Below are 14,165 nucleotides of genomic sequence, written 5' to 3' on the forward strand. Positions count from 1 at the left end.
CCGCAGGCGGCGATCTTTTGCTTTTAAAGATCAAAAGATCGCAGCCTTCGGCAGCGCCTACAGATCCGGTGTTGTCCCCGACTCCTGTGGCGAGGGAGCTTGCTCCCGCTCGGGGGCGAAGCACCCGTAAATCCGGCCTGCAAGGTGTCTCTGGAAGAATGAGGTAGCCGGTTTTGGGACTGCTGCGCAGCCCAGCGGGAGCAAGCTCCCTCGCCACAGGGGTGCACTTTAGATTGAGGGCAGGTTTCAAAAGCGTGTGCTCCCTTCAATTGGCACCGCTTTGATGGTTGCGCGTGGGCCTGAGGTGGGCGATACGGCCGGCACCCCTTGCGCCGCCGCCGGCAACTGCGGCGCCTGCATGTCCGGCATCGCCCAGCTGCGTTCCGGTTGCAACCCGCCCTGGGCGCGGCGCATGAAGTCGTAGCGGTTGAGGGTGATGCTGCGCCCCGCTTCGCTGTCGCGGATGATGTACGGGCGCAGGAACACCATCAGGTTGGTCTTGCTGATCGCCCGGCGTTCATTGCGAAACAGCGCGCCGATCCCGGGAATGGTCGACAGCCACGGCACCGCGTCATTGCTCTGGCTGTAGCCATCCTGCAGCAAGCCGCCGAGCACCATGATCTGGCCGTCGTCGAGCAAGATGCTGGTGTCGATCGCACGTTTGTTGGTGACGATGCCCGCCGCTCTCGCGCTGGTGGACGCGCGTTCGTCGATGCTGCTGACTTCCTGATAGATATCCAGCTTGACCGTGCCGCCCTCGGAAATCTGCGGCCGCACGTTGAGCTTCAGACCGACCTCTTCACGGGTCACGGTCTGGAACGGGTTGTTGCTGGTGCCACCGCCGCCGGTAACATAGCTGCCGCTGACAAACGGGATGGTCTGACCGACAAAAATGCTCGCCGCCTCGTTGTCCAGGGTCAGCAGATTCGGCGTCGACAGCACGTTGGTGCCGCCCTTGCTCTTCAACGCGCGGGCCAACACTTTCAGGTCGAGAATCTTGCCGATGCCGGGGATGTCCACCGTGCCATTGACGTAGCCGAGGTTCAAACCCTGCGGCAGCACATCAAGGCTGGTCTTGCCGCTGAGATTGATCCCGGAACCGCCGAGATTCGCCCCGCCGATCACGCCGTTGCCACCCAGGTTGCCGGTCTGCCACTGCACGCCGAATTCACTGGCATCGTCTTCGCCGACTTCGACGATCAAGCTTTCGATCACCACTTGTGCGCGGCGTTGATCGAGCAGGTCGATGACCTCGCGAAGGTTGCGGTACAGCGGCTCCGGCGCGGAAATCAGCAAGGTGTTGGTGGTGGCGTCGGCCTGAATCGTCACCCCGCCGGCGCTGAACGCAACGTTCTGTTCGCTGGCCTGATTACCGCCGCTGCCGGTCGAACTGCTGCCCTGCGCATAACTGCCGCCCGTGCTGCCATTGCTGGAGGTCGTCGAGGTTGTGCCGCTGGTTTGCGTGCCGCTCTGCGCGCTCGCCCCCGCATTGTTACCGTTGCTGCCCATGGCACTGAGCACCGAACGCGCGCTGTCGCTGGTGCCGCTGTCACTCTCGCCGGTGAGCAGGCCGCGCAAGGCCTGCGCCAGTTTCGCCGCTTGCGCGTTACGCAAATAAACCACATGCAGGTTGCTCGGGTTGCTCTGCGCGTTGTCGAGTTTGTAGATCAGGTTGCGCGCCAGCTCGGTGCGCTCGGGGCTGCCGGCGCGGATGATGATGGTGTTGGAGCGCGGGTCACCGATCACGGCGATTTTCTGCGTCGGATCATTGCCCGGCGCGTCCAGCAAATCCGCGACCATCGGCGCGATGTCGGCGGCGATGCCGTTCTGGATCTGCACCACATCGGTGTCGATCGCACTCGGGCTGTCGATGGTCTGGATCAACTGCGCAACGCGGGTCAGGTTCTCGGCGTAATCGGTGATAACAATGGTGTTATTGCCGGGGTAAGCGTTGATCGGATTGTTCGGCGAAACAATCGGCCGCAGCACCGGAATCAGGTTCACCGCGTTCTCGTATTGCAAACGAAACGTGCGGGTAAGCATGCCGTTACCCGCCGGTTTGTCGGCACTGTAAATCGGCCCGCCGAGCAACTTCGCATCCGCCTCCGGCACCACCTGCGCCACACCGCCGACATCGACCACGCTGAAGCCCTGCATGCGCAACGCCGCCAACAGCATGTCGTAAGCCTGCCGCGCCGGCACCTGCCCTTCCGAGACCAGCGTCAACGAACCCTTCACCCGAGGATCGACCAGAAACTGCTGACCGGTCGAACGCGACAGTGCACGCACCACCGCTTGAATATCGGCATCGACAAAATTCAGCGTCACCGGCTGATCGCCCAAAGGGTTGCTCGGCAAGGCGATGCCCGAGGAAGCCGAACCGCTGCGCGCACGCTGGCTGATGTTGTGCAATGGCTTGGGCGCAGGTCGCGCCTGCGCCTGCGCGCGCTCGCGGTCGAGCACCGCATCGCCGCTGCGCTGGGTGTTGGCCAGCGGCCGGCCGAGTTCGCTGTCGACCAGCAACGGCGGCTGGTTCGGCGGCGTGGTGGTGTTGCTGCACGCGCTCAATGCCATCAGCAGCATCGGCAACGCCATGCGCGCCGGTTTGGATCCTGACCCCTTCATGAAGCTTCCTTAGCGCCCAGCGCCTGATCCATGCGAACGGTGCCTGACAATGTGCCGGCAGTGACCTCGGTCGAAGCGGTGTCTGCGCGTTGCAAACGGGCCTCGACCACTTGCAGAGAAAGTTGTGCCGGGGTGCTCAACAGCCAGTCGAGCACCGCGTCGGCCGGCGCCGCGTCGAAACTCAACTGCCACGCGCCCCCCGCCTCGGCTTGCAATTGACAGTGCCCGGCCAGACCGCTGGCCTGCAGCGTCTGCTGCAGCGACTGCTCAATGTTCTGCCCGTCCGGGCGCACGCGGACCTCGCGCAACAGCACTTCGAGGGCTTCGGTCTGCGCGCGCAACTTCGGGGTTTCGCTTTGCCAATAGCTGATTTTTTTCAGCGGCGGCTGAATCAGTGCGACCCACACCAACAGCGAAAGAAGCACCACCGCCATGCCGCCGACCAGGCGTTTTTCACGCAGCGCCAACGCGTGCCAGCGCACCTGAAGCTGCGCGCTGAAACGCTGCCAACGCGCGCGATACACCAACAGCGTCGCCTTATTCATCTTCCGCTCCGCTGTCGTCAGGGCTTTCGTCGGTGGGGGCGACTTCGTCGCTCGGTTGCAGCAGCCAGCCGTCATCATTGGCCGTCGCACGAATCCCGGCCTGCGCCAGCGTGCCTTGCCAGTCCTGGTCATTGCCGCTGCGCCGGGCGTCGGCCAGCAGACTCAGCTGCAAGGTGCCGTCGACAAACGTCAAGCGCTCAACACTGCCAGCCATGAACGGCATGCCGCTGCCGGCCTGCAACACCAGCCGATTGAACACCTGCGTCGGATCCTCCGCCGCGCCCTTCTGCCGCGCCGCCAATTGCTGGCGGGCCTGTTGCAGCGGATTGAGGATCACCGGCAACTCGGGGAACGCCTGCTTCACCCGCTGATTCATCTGCGCCTTGAGCTGCTGACCCTGACTGGCCTCGCGAGCGGCATACAGGTTCAAGCCGATCACCCACACTGCCACCGCCAATGCACAAAGCCCCAGCGCCCGGCCCCAGCCGCGATGCTCAGTGCCCTGCTGTTGCACCGCGCCGTGCAGCCCCCAACCGGGCAAGGGCCCGGTCCAGCGCTGCGCCTCGGCCATCGGCAGTTCGGCGCCCGGCGGCGGTGCCGCGCCGATCCAGTGCAACGGCGTGCCGCAGGCCAGCAGACCCTCGCCAAGGTCCTCGTCGAACAGCGGCTGCACCTGCGCCGCCTGCACACTTTCGCGCAGCAACAGATGACCGTCCTGCCGACACGCCACCGTGCCCGGCAGCACCGGCAGGCTGTACGCCGCCGGGTACAGACCGCGCAGGTTCAGCCCGGCCTGCTTGAGCATCTGCCCCAGTTGCAGCAACGGTTGTCGCGGCGCCCAGGCAATCTGCACCCGCCCCGCCACATCCCGTGGACTGTGAGCGATGTGCATGTCGTGGCTGTCGCCGAGCATCAACGACTGCGCCGCGCATTGCACCGCCGCGGCGGTCTTGTTCGCCGGTAACGGTGGCAGCTCGATACTCGCCAGCAGGCTGTCCGCCGGGTGCAGAAAAGCGCTCAGCGGTGGCTGCTTCGGTAACTGGCCCAGTTGCGCAACGGTCAGGCGCTGCTCCCGACTGACCTGCCCCTGACGGTCCAGCCATGCACAGTCCAATTCACTGTCGAGGCTCAATTGCGCCAATGGCGGCAACCCCACACGCAACTGGCTCATGCGCCCACCCGCGACCAGATCACTTGCGGCAAGCGGTCCTCGCTGCGGTGCAACAACGCGTCGAGACTGACCCGACGCTGCTCGTGCCGCGCCTCCCCGCGCAGACGAAACCAGTCACTGGTGATGCCGACCTTGACGCTGGTCAGCTCCAGACTCGGCATGCGCAAACGGTTGACGAAATCGCCGCGGTTGATGAACCAGCGCCCGGCATCCCGCTCATTGATCAAGGCCTGCGCGCGCTCCAGTGACAACCCCGGCACATACGCCGCCAACACTGGCGCGGTGGCGGTGTTGCCATTGAGCCACGTGGTCGCCGGAATCACCGTCAGGTACGGCGCCAGTTTGCCAATGACCGCATCATTCACGCCCTCGACGCTGCGCAAATCATCGACACTGCGCAGCATCGGCAACTTCGGATTCTGTGGCTTGCGCGACGCATTCGGCGAAGTGGCGCGGCCACTGTCAAAGCCGTTTTTGCTCGCGGTGTTTTCGACAATCTGCGGATTCAACAGATACGGATAAGAGCCGATCACCCGCTGACTGATGCGCTGACTCAATCCAGCGCTGATGCCAATCAACTCGCACAGCCGCTGAAAGGCCTGCACCTGCGCCTCATCGACACGCTCGTTGGCCACCAGATTGCGCAGGTTGAACTTGCCCTGCTCGTCCTCCAGCCGGCCCTCGAAACCTTGCGCATTCAAGCGCTGCGCCCACGGCTGATCGAGGCGAGTCAACGGATCACGCTGCCGCGCATCCCACAGCAATTGCCGGCTGATCTCCAGACCACCGTGCAACAACCAGCGCCCCTGCACCCGCTGCTGATCCGCCTCCAGCGCGCGGGTGGAAACGCTCTGCCGGGTCAACATCCCCGCTGCAATCACCGCGACCACCGCCGCAATCAACAGCGCACTGATGATCGCCATCCCCTGCTGGTTCGATTGGCTGTTCATCACCGGCCTTACAGCTGCCACGAACCAATGTCGGCGTTCACACCGTCGCCGTCAGGCTGACCGTCGGCACCGAGGGAAAAGATATCGATCTCGCCATTCGCGCCGGGGTTGAGATATTGATAAGGCCGACCCCACGGATCATTCGGCAAACGCTCCAGGTACGAACGCCAGTTGCTGTTCTTCGCATCCGCCGGACGCTCCACCAGCACTTTCAAACCCTGAGTCATGCTCGGATAAGTGCCATGATCGAGCCGATACAACTTCAACGCCTGCATCAAACCGCCAATATCCTGCCTGGCCGCCGTGGCCCGCGCCTGATCCGGCCGGTCGAGCACCTTGGGCACCACCATTGCGGCAAGAATCCCGAGAATCACCACCACCACCATGATCTCGATCAGGGTAAAACCCTGCTGCCCACAGGGCATCCGGCTCGGTCGTTTGGGCTGTTTGAACTGCGCGATATCCATCTCGACATTCCCTTGGCTTGATTCGATTCGACGCGCAGTGTTGCAAGAAGATATGTCAGGGATGTTGAAAATCCTCGGGAGTTTTGGTCGTCAAGCCGTCAAGGACGCGGGTTAGGGTCGAGGGCTGAGTTTGGGTTTTGGGCCTGTTATGCCAACGCGTTCCCGAGAAAGCGGATTCACCCTGATTGAAGTGCTGGTGGCGCTGGCGATCATCGCCGTGGCGATGTCGGCGGCCGTGCGCGTGGCGGGGTTGATGACGCAGAGCAGCGGGATTCTGCGGGACCGTTCGGTGGCGATGATTGCGGCGCAGAGCCGGATGGCTGAACTGCAACTGGAAGGTCGATTGCCGATAGGACTAAAGGCACAAGAATGTGATCAAGGCCGCCTGCTACTGCGTTGCGACCAAGTGATCACACCAGCGGAGAACGGCCGATTACTCAAAGTCGCCATCCAGGTCTTCGACCGCAACCAAGACGCCCCGCCCCTGGCCCGCCTGGAAACTCTGTTGAATCGCCCCCTGTAGGAGCTGCCGAAGGCTGCGATCTTTTGACTTTGATTTTTCAAAGCAAAATCAAAAGATCGTCCATCGCAGCCCGAGCCTTCGGCAACTCCTACAGGTAAATCCATTGACGCTCTGACACCCCTAAACCTGTGGCGAGGGGATTCATCCCCGATGGGGCGCAAAGCGCCCCCAAAAACCAATTCCGGCGCTAACCCGGCAACTCCAGATTATCCAGCGCCTGATTAACCGCCAGCTCCCCCAGCATCACCACCTGCGCAATGCCCAACACCGTGTGGCGATAAGGCGTATCAAGCAGCCCGGCAAAATCACTGAGCATCACACTGGCCGAAGCCATGGATTCGCAGGCATTGGCCAGCAGGGATTCGGTGCTGGTGTTTGGCGCGACCATGAACATCGTGCTGGATTGTCGAGGCGGCTGGGCGGTGGGTGGAATGAGGTAATGATCGAGCGCGCGTTCGGCGGCTTCGTGGAGTTTTTTGGAGTCGAGGGATTCGTAGGGGGATGTGGCGTCGGATTCGGGCGGGTTGGGTGTAGGTTTTTTCATAGTGAAGCTCCTTGAGAAATGGAGCCGTCAGCCATCGCTGCTAAACGAAGAGGTGGCGGCTTTACGCGGGTTAGCAGACCAGGCTCAAGGATCCCGGCGCACCGAAGTGCCCCACGCAAAGCCACCATAACGTCATGGCGAAACCTGCGTGCCTTGAAAATTGGCGAGCTGCTAAACCCGGTCACTGAACATTCAGCGACCGAACCACAATAGAACCCACCCCCAAGGCGCACAAGCCGGCGGATTCTGGCGTAGCTGTAGGCAATGGCGCAAGGATGTGTAGCCTGAGAGAGTGTCTGGAGATGTCTTTTTAAACGTTGGCGTTTATCGAGGCCTTACGGCGGCATCTCCCCACTTAAAAAATCCGCCCCATTACCGGCAATTTTTCCGAGTACAAAGCGTAAACCCAGGCGGGGCGCAAAGGCGTTGCGAGCGACTCGACAGAAGCCACTCGCAAACAGTCAATCAAAGAATTGTAAGAAATATTGAGCGCAACTTTTGCCTCAGGCATTCTGTGCGACGCAAATGTACATGGGCGGTAGATTTTTCGCGTTCCTCCCCTCGGGCGCACTTTCTAACTCCCCCAAACGCTTGCCCTGCGTACGCTCTCAGTGGCCGGAATGTTGATCTCTATTCCAATCAGGCCAAGGACATCTGAATCTTTGAAAAGGAACTTCCCGTGAGTGGAAAACCTGCAGCCCGAGTCACAGATCCCACCAATTGCCCGCTCCCGGGGCACGGCACTAATCCAATTGTCAGCGGCTCGCCCAATGTCAATTTCGACGGTCTAGCCGCCGCTCGTATGACCGATAAATCCGCGTGCGGTAGTCCGATCACCGGAGCGGTCAGCTCGACGGTTTTTATCAATGGGCTGAATGCAGCTACTCAAGGCAGTACCGGTGGCCACGGCAACGTAGTTGTAGGTGGCTCGGGCACGGTCATCATTGGCGACACCGTCGTATCAGCGCCTTTCAGCGGTCTGACGTCGATGCCCGTGCACTTCAGCGACAAGTTCAGATTGGTTGACAAAGAGTCGGGCGAACCTTTGGCTAATCTTGAATATGCCATTCAACGCGCTGATGGCAGCCTGGAACACGGCGTAAGTGATGAGATGGGCTACACGCATGTAGTGAGTTCGCACCTGCCCGAAACAATCCAACTGTTTCTGGAGGACTAAGGCATGGCTGAAGTCGTAAGCAGAAATGGCCGGAAGATGTCTCCCGTCGCCACCAGAGCGGTGACGCCCGTCAAAGACGAAACCCCGAAAACTGTAGAGCTGGACGCAAAAAAACAGAAACGACGGGCCGAGAACGAAGAGTATTTAAAGGACAAAAACGTCAAAGCCTACTTGTTCGCCATTGGCGAAGCCGAAGGCGGTGACTATCACGCGAAATACGGTCATGGCTGGGCCGAGGGTTTTAAAACCGGTAAATGGACGTTCACTGACGAGTCCACCCATCCGGGCGCCGGCTACGGCGGAAAAACTACGGCATCGGGCTTGTATCAAATCAACGTTGCCACATGGCGGGAGTACGGCGAGAAGATGGGGCTGACAGATTTTTCGCCCCATACACAAGACCTTATTACCGTCGACATTCTTCGCACGCTCGGAGTGATCGACAAAATCAAGGCCGGAGACATTCCGGGCGCAATGCCGAAGGCGGCTACAAGGTGGGCGGCACTCCCGGAAGGGCCAGGCAAGAAAAACCACTACCCGCCTCAACCGTACGCCGAGTATCCAAAGTTTTTGGCGAGCTACAAGTCAGCTGGAGGAACTACTAAATGAAGGCCCCGATTTTCTTGCTCCTCGCAATATATTGCACGGGTACAAGCGCCGCGTTTGCCGGCGGTACGCAAGCGACAAACGACAAGCACGGGCCAGTTGGCATCGCAGTCGATGAGCCCTTTGTGTCAGCCAGATCCAAGTTGATCAAACAAGGATGGAAGCCAACCCGGATGCACATCAGCGATGGCTACGAATACAGCGGTGTAGAGCGCGAACTGGCTGCACACAATTTCCTGGAACTCGATACCTGCTCTTTTGATAGCTCGCGCTGCATCCTGTTCTACTCAAAGAAAGGCACCTGTTTGCGCGTTGACACCATTGGTGAGCAGCTGAAAGACATGACAGTTACGCGGTGGACTGATGAATGTCCGGATGCGCCTCTAGAACCCAATTAAGACGAGGCGGATTAAGAAACCAGGGGGACCGAATGAAATAAATCAGTTCCCTTTTTTCTGTTGGCGGCACTGTTAAATGAAACTAAAAATATTAGCCATCAGCCTTTTATGTTGCGTCAGTTTATTTTCTAGCGCAGCAGACCTTCCCATCAAAGAGGGAATGCCATTTACGCAAGCCCGAAAAGCTTTGATCAAAAATGGCTGGAAGCCGAATCCGACCTACTCAGGTGAATTCGGGGTTGAAAGCATCATCCAAAGAAAAGGCTTCAATGAGATCGAATCCTGCACAGAGGGCGTCCGTTTCTGCAGTTTCAACTACATCAAGAACGGAGATTGTTTAGGTGTAGGAACTGTTGGCGAAGAAGTCAAAGACATGAAAATTTATTCCTGGAACTTCAAATACCCTGAAAAGGATTGAAACCAGAAATCGAAAAAAAAGTGATAACAAAGGGGACTGATTTATTTTATGGGTAATAAATCAGTCCCGTTTTTTGAATCCCCTCAACCCGTGGCGAGGGGATTCATCCCCAATGGAGCGCAAAGCGCCCCCAGCGCTAAACCGGCAACTCCAGGTTATCCAGCGCCTTATTAACCGCCAGCTCCCCCAGCATCACCACTTGCGCAATGCCCATCACCGTATGGCGATAAGGCGTATCAAGCAGCCCGGCAAAATCACTGAGCATCACACTGGCCGAAGCCATGGACTCACAGGCATTGGCCAGCAGGGATTCGGTGCTGGTGTTTGGCGCGACCATGAACATCGTGCTGGATTGTCGAGGCGGCTGGGCGGTGGGTGGAATGAGGTAATGATCGAGCGCGCGTTCGGCGGCTTCGTTGAGTTTTTTGGAGTCGAGGGATTCGTAGGGGGATGTGGCGTCGGATTCGGGCGGGTTGGGTGTAGGTTTTTTCATAGTGAAGCTCCTTGATTGATGGAGCCGCCACGGTTCGCTGCGAAACGACGGAGGTGGCAGCTGTACGCAGGTTCGCAGACCGGGAATCAAGGAACCCGGCATACCCGAAGGTATCCCGCGCACAGCCGCCATGAAGCACCCTTGCCAACAATGGCAACGATTAGGAGCGCTGTGCGCCTTGATTAATCCGGGCTGCGAAACCCGATCACTGATTCGTCAGCGACCGAACCACAATAGAACCCACCCCCAAGGCACACAAGCCGGCGGATTCTGGCGTAGCTGTAGGCAACGGCGCAAGGATGTGTAGCCTGAGAGAGTGTCTGGAGATGTCTTTTTAAACGTTGCTGTTTACCCCCATGTCCCTCTAAATCGATCCGCCGCCTTATCCGCTGCACCTGCATCCCATCAGTGTCAACCGCTCTACATGCAGCACGCAATATTATCGTGCCATCACTTAGATTTTCGCTACAATGCGGGTGCGCGAGGATTTCTGAAAGGTTGAGAAATGGACTTCACCCCAATCACTCCCCAACTCTTGGGCAAGTTAATTCGGCTTTTTTCAGTCGTATTTTCCATTGCCCGGCTCAAGCAGCTACGCAATAACTACCTTGGTAAATTGTCGTCGCAGCAGCTCATTCGAAAGCTGGGCTACCGGATCAATCACAACCTGCACTTTCTTATCCTATATTCGGATGCCATATGCACGCGAATCTCCAGATTTGTTGGAGCACGGGCGTGGCAAAGTGCCCTACATTACATAGCTAACAAACTTGGGCTACAAAAATGCTTCCAGTTGAAATAAAGCTAATATCCCAAAAGCATGAACTACATGTCATCAATATAGAGTCACTTACCGCTCAGACAAGGAAGTACCTTGATACCTTCTTGGTATCGATATGCGAAGGAAGCTCTGACAGTGAATTAGATCTAGTCAAATTAAGATTAAAGAAATTCCTCGCAGACAAAGACGACAACACGCGTATGGGAGCAACAGCGGAGCTATTTGCGCACCTATACTTGAGGACAGCGGGCTACAAACAAGAGTTTCTGTTCTTTAACCTAGAAGAGGGCTCAATAAAAAAAGGCTTCGACGGCTTCTTCTCTAAGAATTCAGAAACTTATTTACTTGAAAGTAAATCCGGCTCAATTACCACTAAAAAAATCAGTCACAAAGATAAACTCAAGCATGCGTATTCTGACTTGGAAAAATACGTAGCCGGGAAAAGTGAAAAAGGGAAAAACAACCCGTGGAAAAATGCATACAACCACGCGTCACACATAGATGTAGGAACAGAAAAATCAATACGAAAAAAAATAAAACTCCTTCAGGACATGTTTGACAAAGGAACATTCAACAAGATAAATGAATTCAACATAATCACATGCTCAACCATATTCCTTAGTGGCTCATGGGATGCCAAAGCTAGCTCTGAAGTTCTAAATGACAACAATTTCGTACTAGAGTTTGACGGAAAAACGATAAAAGCTATGTGCTTAACCAAATCAAGCTTAAATAGTTTTATTGCGTACCTGGAGAAGTAGAATGACAACCAGCCTAACTTGGCTCAAAAATAATGAGCTATTCTCCAAAATCATGAGGAAAACTTCTCTAAATACTGAGCTTGATGATAGAGAGCTTGAGTTCATTCTGAGTTGCGCAATTGTTTTCTTTAACGAGTACAGCGGTGACAAAAGAAAATCTACATACTTTGAAATCGCTTACTACATCACCTTGAAATGCGCAACAAACAACAATTACTACCAGCCATTATTAGATGCAAGCTCAAATTTCGGACTTTATCCTATAGCACAGTACATATCAAAAAATAAACTAACAGATAATTTCACTAGCACAAACTTTACATTAGAGTACCAGCTTGAGAAATTCCAGAACAACAACATCACTGAAACTTATGAGCAAAAAAAATACCGAGAACAAATAATCCAAAGCGAAAGCAAAGAAAACTGTTACATCGCACCAACTTCTTTTGGGAAAAGCACATTAATCATCGACATCATAAAATCAAATAACCCCAAGACCACTGCGATTATAGTCCCTACCAAATCACTACTAATTCAAACCTACAAGCTAATTAAGTCCAACTTCCCCTCCCGCCACATTATATTTCACGATGAAATGTATGACGGGGGTGGTGATTTTATCTCCATATTTACACAGGAACGTGCTCTCAGACTTTTAAAAAACAGAGAGATCTCTTTTGAACTGCTAGTAATTGATGAAGCTCACAATCTATTCGAAATGGATGGAAGAAGCATTCTGCTAACACGATTAATTAGAAGAAACAGACTCAGAAACCCAGAATCTATGAACTACTATTTATCACCTCTGATTTCTGAAGCCGAAAACCTTAAGACGCATGAAAATCAAGACATCTTCGAGCGGCGAATAGCCAGCAACATTAAAGAACCGGAAATATATGAATTCAGATCAAATGGAGAACAATACGCTTACAATCGATTCATGAATGAATTTTATCACTTCGGCCATGAATCAAGCTTCACAAGCTATATAATAAAAAACAAGAAAGAAAAAAATTTTTTATACCTTAGAGCACCTAAAAAAGTTGAAGAACTCTCCATGCTTCTTAACAAGGAGCTATCATTTGTCGAATCAAACTCCCTGAGCGAGTTATCACAAACGATATCAAACAACGTCCACAGTGACTTCTATTGCGTGGAACACATAAAGAAGGGGCTAATTTACTTACACGGAAAGCTTCCAGATTTGATAAAGGAATATCTAGAGCACAAGTTCTCACTTACGGAGGAGCTAACATACTTAGTAGCAAACTCAGTAATTCTTGAGGGAGTAAATCTACCTATCGATAGTCTGTTCATCCTAAACACATACGATCTGGATGGAAAGTCGCTAACCAACCTAATTGGTAGAGTAAATAGACTCAACCAAGTTTTCGATGACCACAGAAAATCTCTTGCGAAACTTCTCCCACCCATTCATTTCGTTAACTCTGATGAATTTAATCGAAAAGGTGGAAAAATGGAAAACAAAATAAGACTTTTAAAAAATGGAATATTCAAGGACAAAATCGAAAACCCTTTGCTTCTAAATTTCGATTTAGATAAAGTGATTAACGATTTAGATGCAGCACGCGAAAACCCTGACCTAGATAATTTAGAACATTTAAATACTTTGGAGGAAAAATTTGGTCAGCTGGAGTACTTACGAAAAAAAGAGGACTTTTTGATACACAATGAAGGAGTCGAATCAAGCAAAGTAAAACATACACTGATGGAGTCAGGAATTTCTTCCGCATATTATAATCCCGACTCAGTATTCAGCGCACTCGAAAGGCGCCTTCATACGATTACTACAACTGAAGAGTGGGCCATATCCGACGTAATCGATAAAGTTTATTTGTATTTTATTAAAGGTCTTGAAAATCAGGTTTCAGACATTTCGTTCCTGCGCCTTCAACGTCCCAAAGCCAGAGATTTCTACAAGCTCTTCACAAGAGACTCGCACCGTTTAAATCTCAAAGACCACCTATCGGAAACTCTGGGTTACTTTCATAGCATTAAACTCACCGATAATGGAAGAGAATTTTTTATTGGAACCTCCTATGGCGAAATAGCCAAAAACAATGCCGACGGTATATACGGAAGCAACGTATACGTAGACCTATCAAAAAAAACGGACAAAGAGCTAGTAAACTTAGCTCTCGTAAAAATAAAAATTGAAAGTGACTTCGTCTCTTACAAATTGAACGAGTACGTAAAAGCACTCTATGACTTACAACTGCTGACCGAAAACGAATACAACCTACATATATACGGAACAAATAAAAAATCAAACACCGCATTTGTAAAAATGGGCATCAGCGGCTCATTAATAAACAAACTTGAGCGCGACAAGCAGACGGACAATATCTCAATAAGCGAGCTCGGCGAAGTTATATACAACAAAGAATTTTCCGACTATGTGAAACTACAAGATGATCTCGTCCAATTTGAAATAAAAAAATACATAGACATTAAATAGCAACACTGTTTTTTATGTAACCCCCTATTTACCGGTATCGCCCCAATAATTAGTCACCATGCACACGATGACTAGGGGCGACTGATTTGTACTGTCCAGATTAGCGGCCATTACGGTGTATTTCGAAAAAAGTTCGTTTTTTCTCAGCTGGAAAGACCAGCGCATTGACTTCGCACCCAAAAATCAAGGCCTCACCAACCTAGGCATCTCCACCCCCTCCCCCAACT

The 14,165-nt window shown here is 54.0% G+C and carries 14 protein-coding genes; 7 read left to right on the forward strand and 7 right to left on the reverse strand.

Going from position 1 to position 14,165, the window contains the following annotated elements; translation table 11 throughout:
- Positions 1 to 246: 246 nt before the first annotated feature.
- From gspD to gspG, 5 genes are read right to left on the reverse strand one after another with little or no spacing between them, the layout of a single operon-like run.
- Entirely contained in the window at positions 247 to 2,625 is a 2,379-nt protein-coding gene (gene gspD, locus J5M57_RS27350; RefSeq protein ID WP_207850135.1) for a type II secretion system secretin GspD, read from the reverse strand.
- Positions 2,622 to 3,170, reverse strand: coding sequence for a type II secretion system protein GspM (gspM, locus tag J5M57_RS27355; RefSeq protein ID WP_207850134.1), 549 nt, complete (start codon positions 3,168 to 3,170; stop codon positions 2,622 to 2,624). The genes gspD and gspM overlap by 4 nt, the downstream gene beginning before the upstream one ends.
- Positions 3,163 to 4,341: a type II secretion system protein GspL gene (gene gspL, locus J5M57_RS27360; RefSeq protein WP_207850133.1), complete on the reverse strand. Its 1,179-nt coding sequence runs from the start codon at positions 4,339 to 4,341 to the stop codon at positions 3,163 to 3,165. Before gspL ends, gspM begins: the two co-directional genes overlap by 8 nt.
- On the reverse strand, positions 4,338 to 5,291 hold the full coding sequence (gspK, locus tag J5M57_RS27365) for a type II secretion system minor pseudopilin GspK (RefSeq protein WP_207850132.1): 954 nt from the start codon (positions 5,289 to 5,291) through the stop codon (positions 4,338 to 4,340). The genes gspL and gspK overlap by 4 nt, the downstream gene beginning before the upstream one ends.
- Positions 5,292 to 5,299: 8 nt before the next feature.
- Positions 5,300 to 5,758: a type II secretion system major pseudopilin GspG gene (gspG, locus tag J5M57_RS27370; protein ID WP_207850131.1), complete on the reverse strand. Its 459-nt coding sequence runs from the start codon at positions 5,756 to 5,758 to the stop codon at positions 5,300 to 5,302.
- A 148-nt stretch (positions 5,759 to 5,906) separates the two neighbouring features.
- On the opposite strand from gspG, the gene gspI reads away from it, so the two are divergent.
- Positions 5,907 to 6,281, forward strand: coding sequence for a type II secretion system minor pseudopilin GspI (gene gspI / locus J5M57_RS27375; protein ID WP_207850130.1), 375 nt, complete (start codon positions 5,907 to 5,909; stop codon positions 6,279 to 6,281).
- A gap of 187 nt (positions 6,282 to 6,468) precedes the next feature.
- On the opposite strand, the gene J5M57_RS27380 is transcribed toward gspI, so the two are convergent.
- Positions 6,469 to 6,825, reverse strand: coding sequence for a DUF6124 family protein (locus J5M57_RS27380; RefSeq protein WP_207850129.1), 357 nt, complete (start codon positions 6,823 to 6,825; stop codon positions 6,469 to 6,471).
- Between the two features lie 679 nt (positions 6,826 to 7,504).
- Between J5M57_RS27380 and J5M57_RS27385 the strand changes: the two genes are divergently transcribed.
- From J5M57_RS27385 to J5M57_RS27400, 4 genes are all read left to right on the forward strand, one after another.
- A complete protein-coding gene (locus J5M57_RS27385; protein ID WP_207850128.1) occupies positions 7,505 to 8,002 on the forward strand; it encodes a PAAR domain-containing protein in 498 nt (165 codons plus the stop codon).
- Between the two features lie 3 nt (positions 8,003 to 8,005).
- The gene (locus J5M57_RS27390; RefSeq protein WP_207850127.1) at positions 8,006 to 8,611 is read left to right on the forward strand and encodes a hypothetical protein; all 606 of its coding nucleotides are present in this window, start codon (positions 8,006 to 8,008) and stop codon (positions 8,609 to 8,611) included.
- The gene (locus J5M57_RS27395; protein WP_207850126.1) at positions 8,608 to 9,006 is read left to right on the forward strand and encodes a hypothetical protein; all 399 of its coding nucleotides are present in this window, start codon (positions 8,608 to 8,610) and stop codon (positions 9,004 to 9,006) included. Before J5M57_RS27390 ends, J5M57_RS27395 begins: the two co-directional genes overlap by 4 nt.
- A 76-nt stretch (positions 9,007 to 9,082) precedes the next feature.
- Positions 9,083 to 9,424: a hypothetical protein gene (locus J5M57_RS27400; RefSeq protein ID WP_243435303.1), complete on the forward strand. Its 342-nt coding sequence runs from the start codon at positions 9,083 to 9,085 to the stop codon at positions 9,422 to 9,424.
- 136 nt (positions 9,425 to 9,560) lie between these two features.
- Here J5M57_RS27400 and J5M57_RS27405 read toward each other — a convergent pair whose 3' ends face one another.
- Entirely contained in the window at positions 9,561 to 9,917 is a 357-nt protein-coding gene (locus J5M57_RS27405) for a DUF6124 family protein (RefSeq protein WP_207850125.1), read from the reverse strand.
- 783 nt (positions 9,918 to 10,700) lie between these two features.
- Between J5M57_RS27405 and J5M57_RS27410 the strand changes: the two genes are divergently transcribed.
- Positions 10,701 to 11,459, forward strand: a complete 759-nt coding sequence (locus J5M57_RS27410) for a hypothetical protein (RefSeq protein WP_207850124.1) — start codon at positions 10,701 to 10,703, stop codon at positions 11,457 to 11,459.
- Position 11,460: 1 nt separating this feature from the next.
- Positions 11,461 to 13,938, forward strand: a complete 2,478-nt coding sequence (locus J5M57_RS27415) for a DEAD/DEAH box helicase (protein ID WP_207850123.1) — start codon at positions 11,461 to 11,463, stop codon at positions 13,936 to 13,938.
- Positions 13,939 to 14,165: the final 227 nt, after the last annotated feature.

The sequence above is a fragment of the Pseudomonas sp. 86_A genome, assembly GCF_017491705.1.
GTDB lineage: Bacteria > Pseudomonadota > Gammaproteobacteria > Pseudomonadales > Pseudomonadaceae > Aquipseudomonas > Aquipseudomonas koreensis.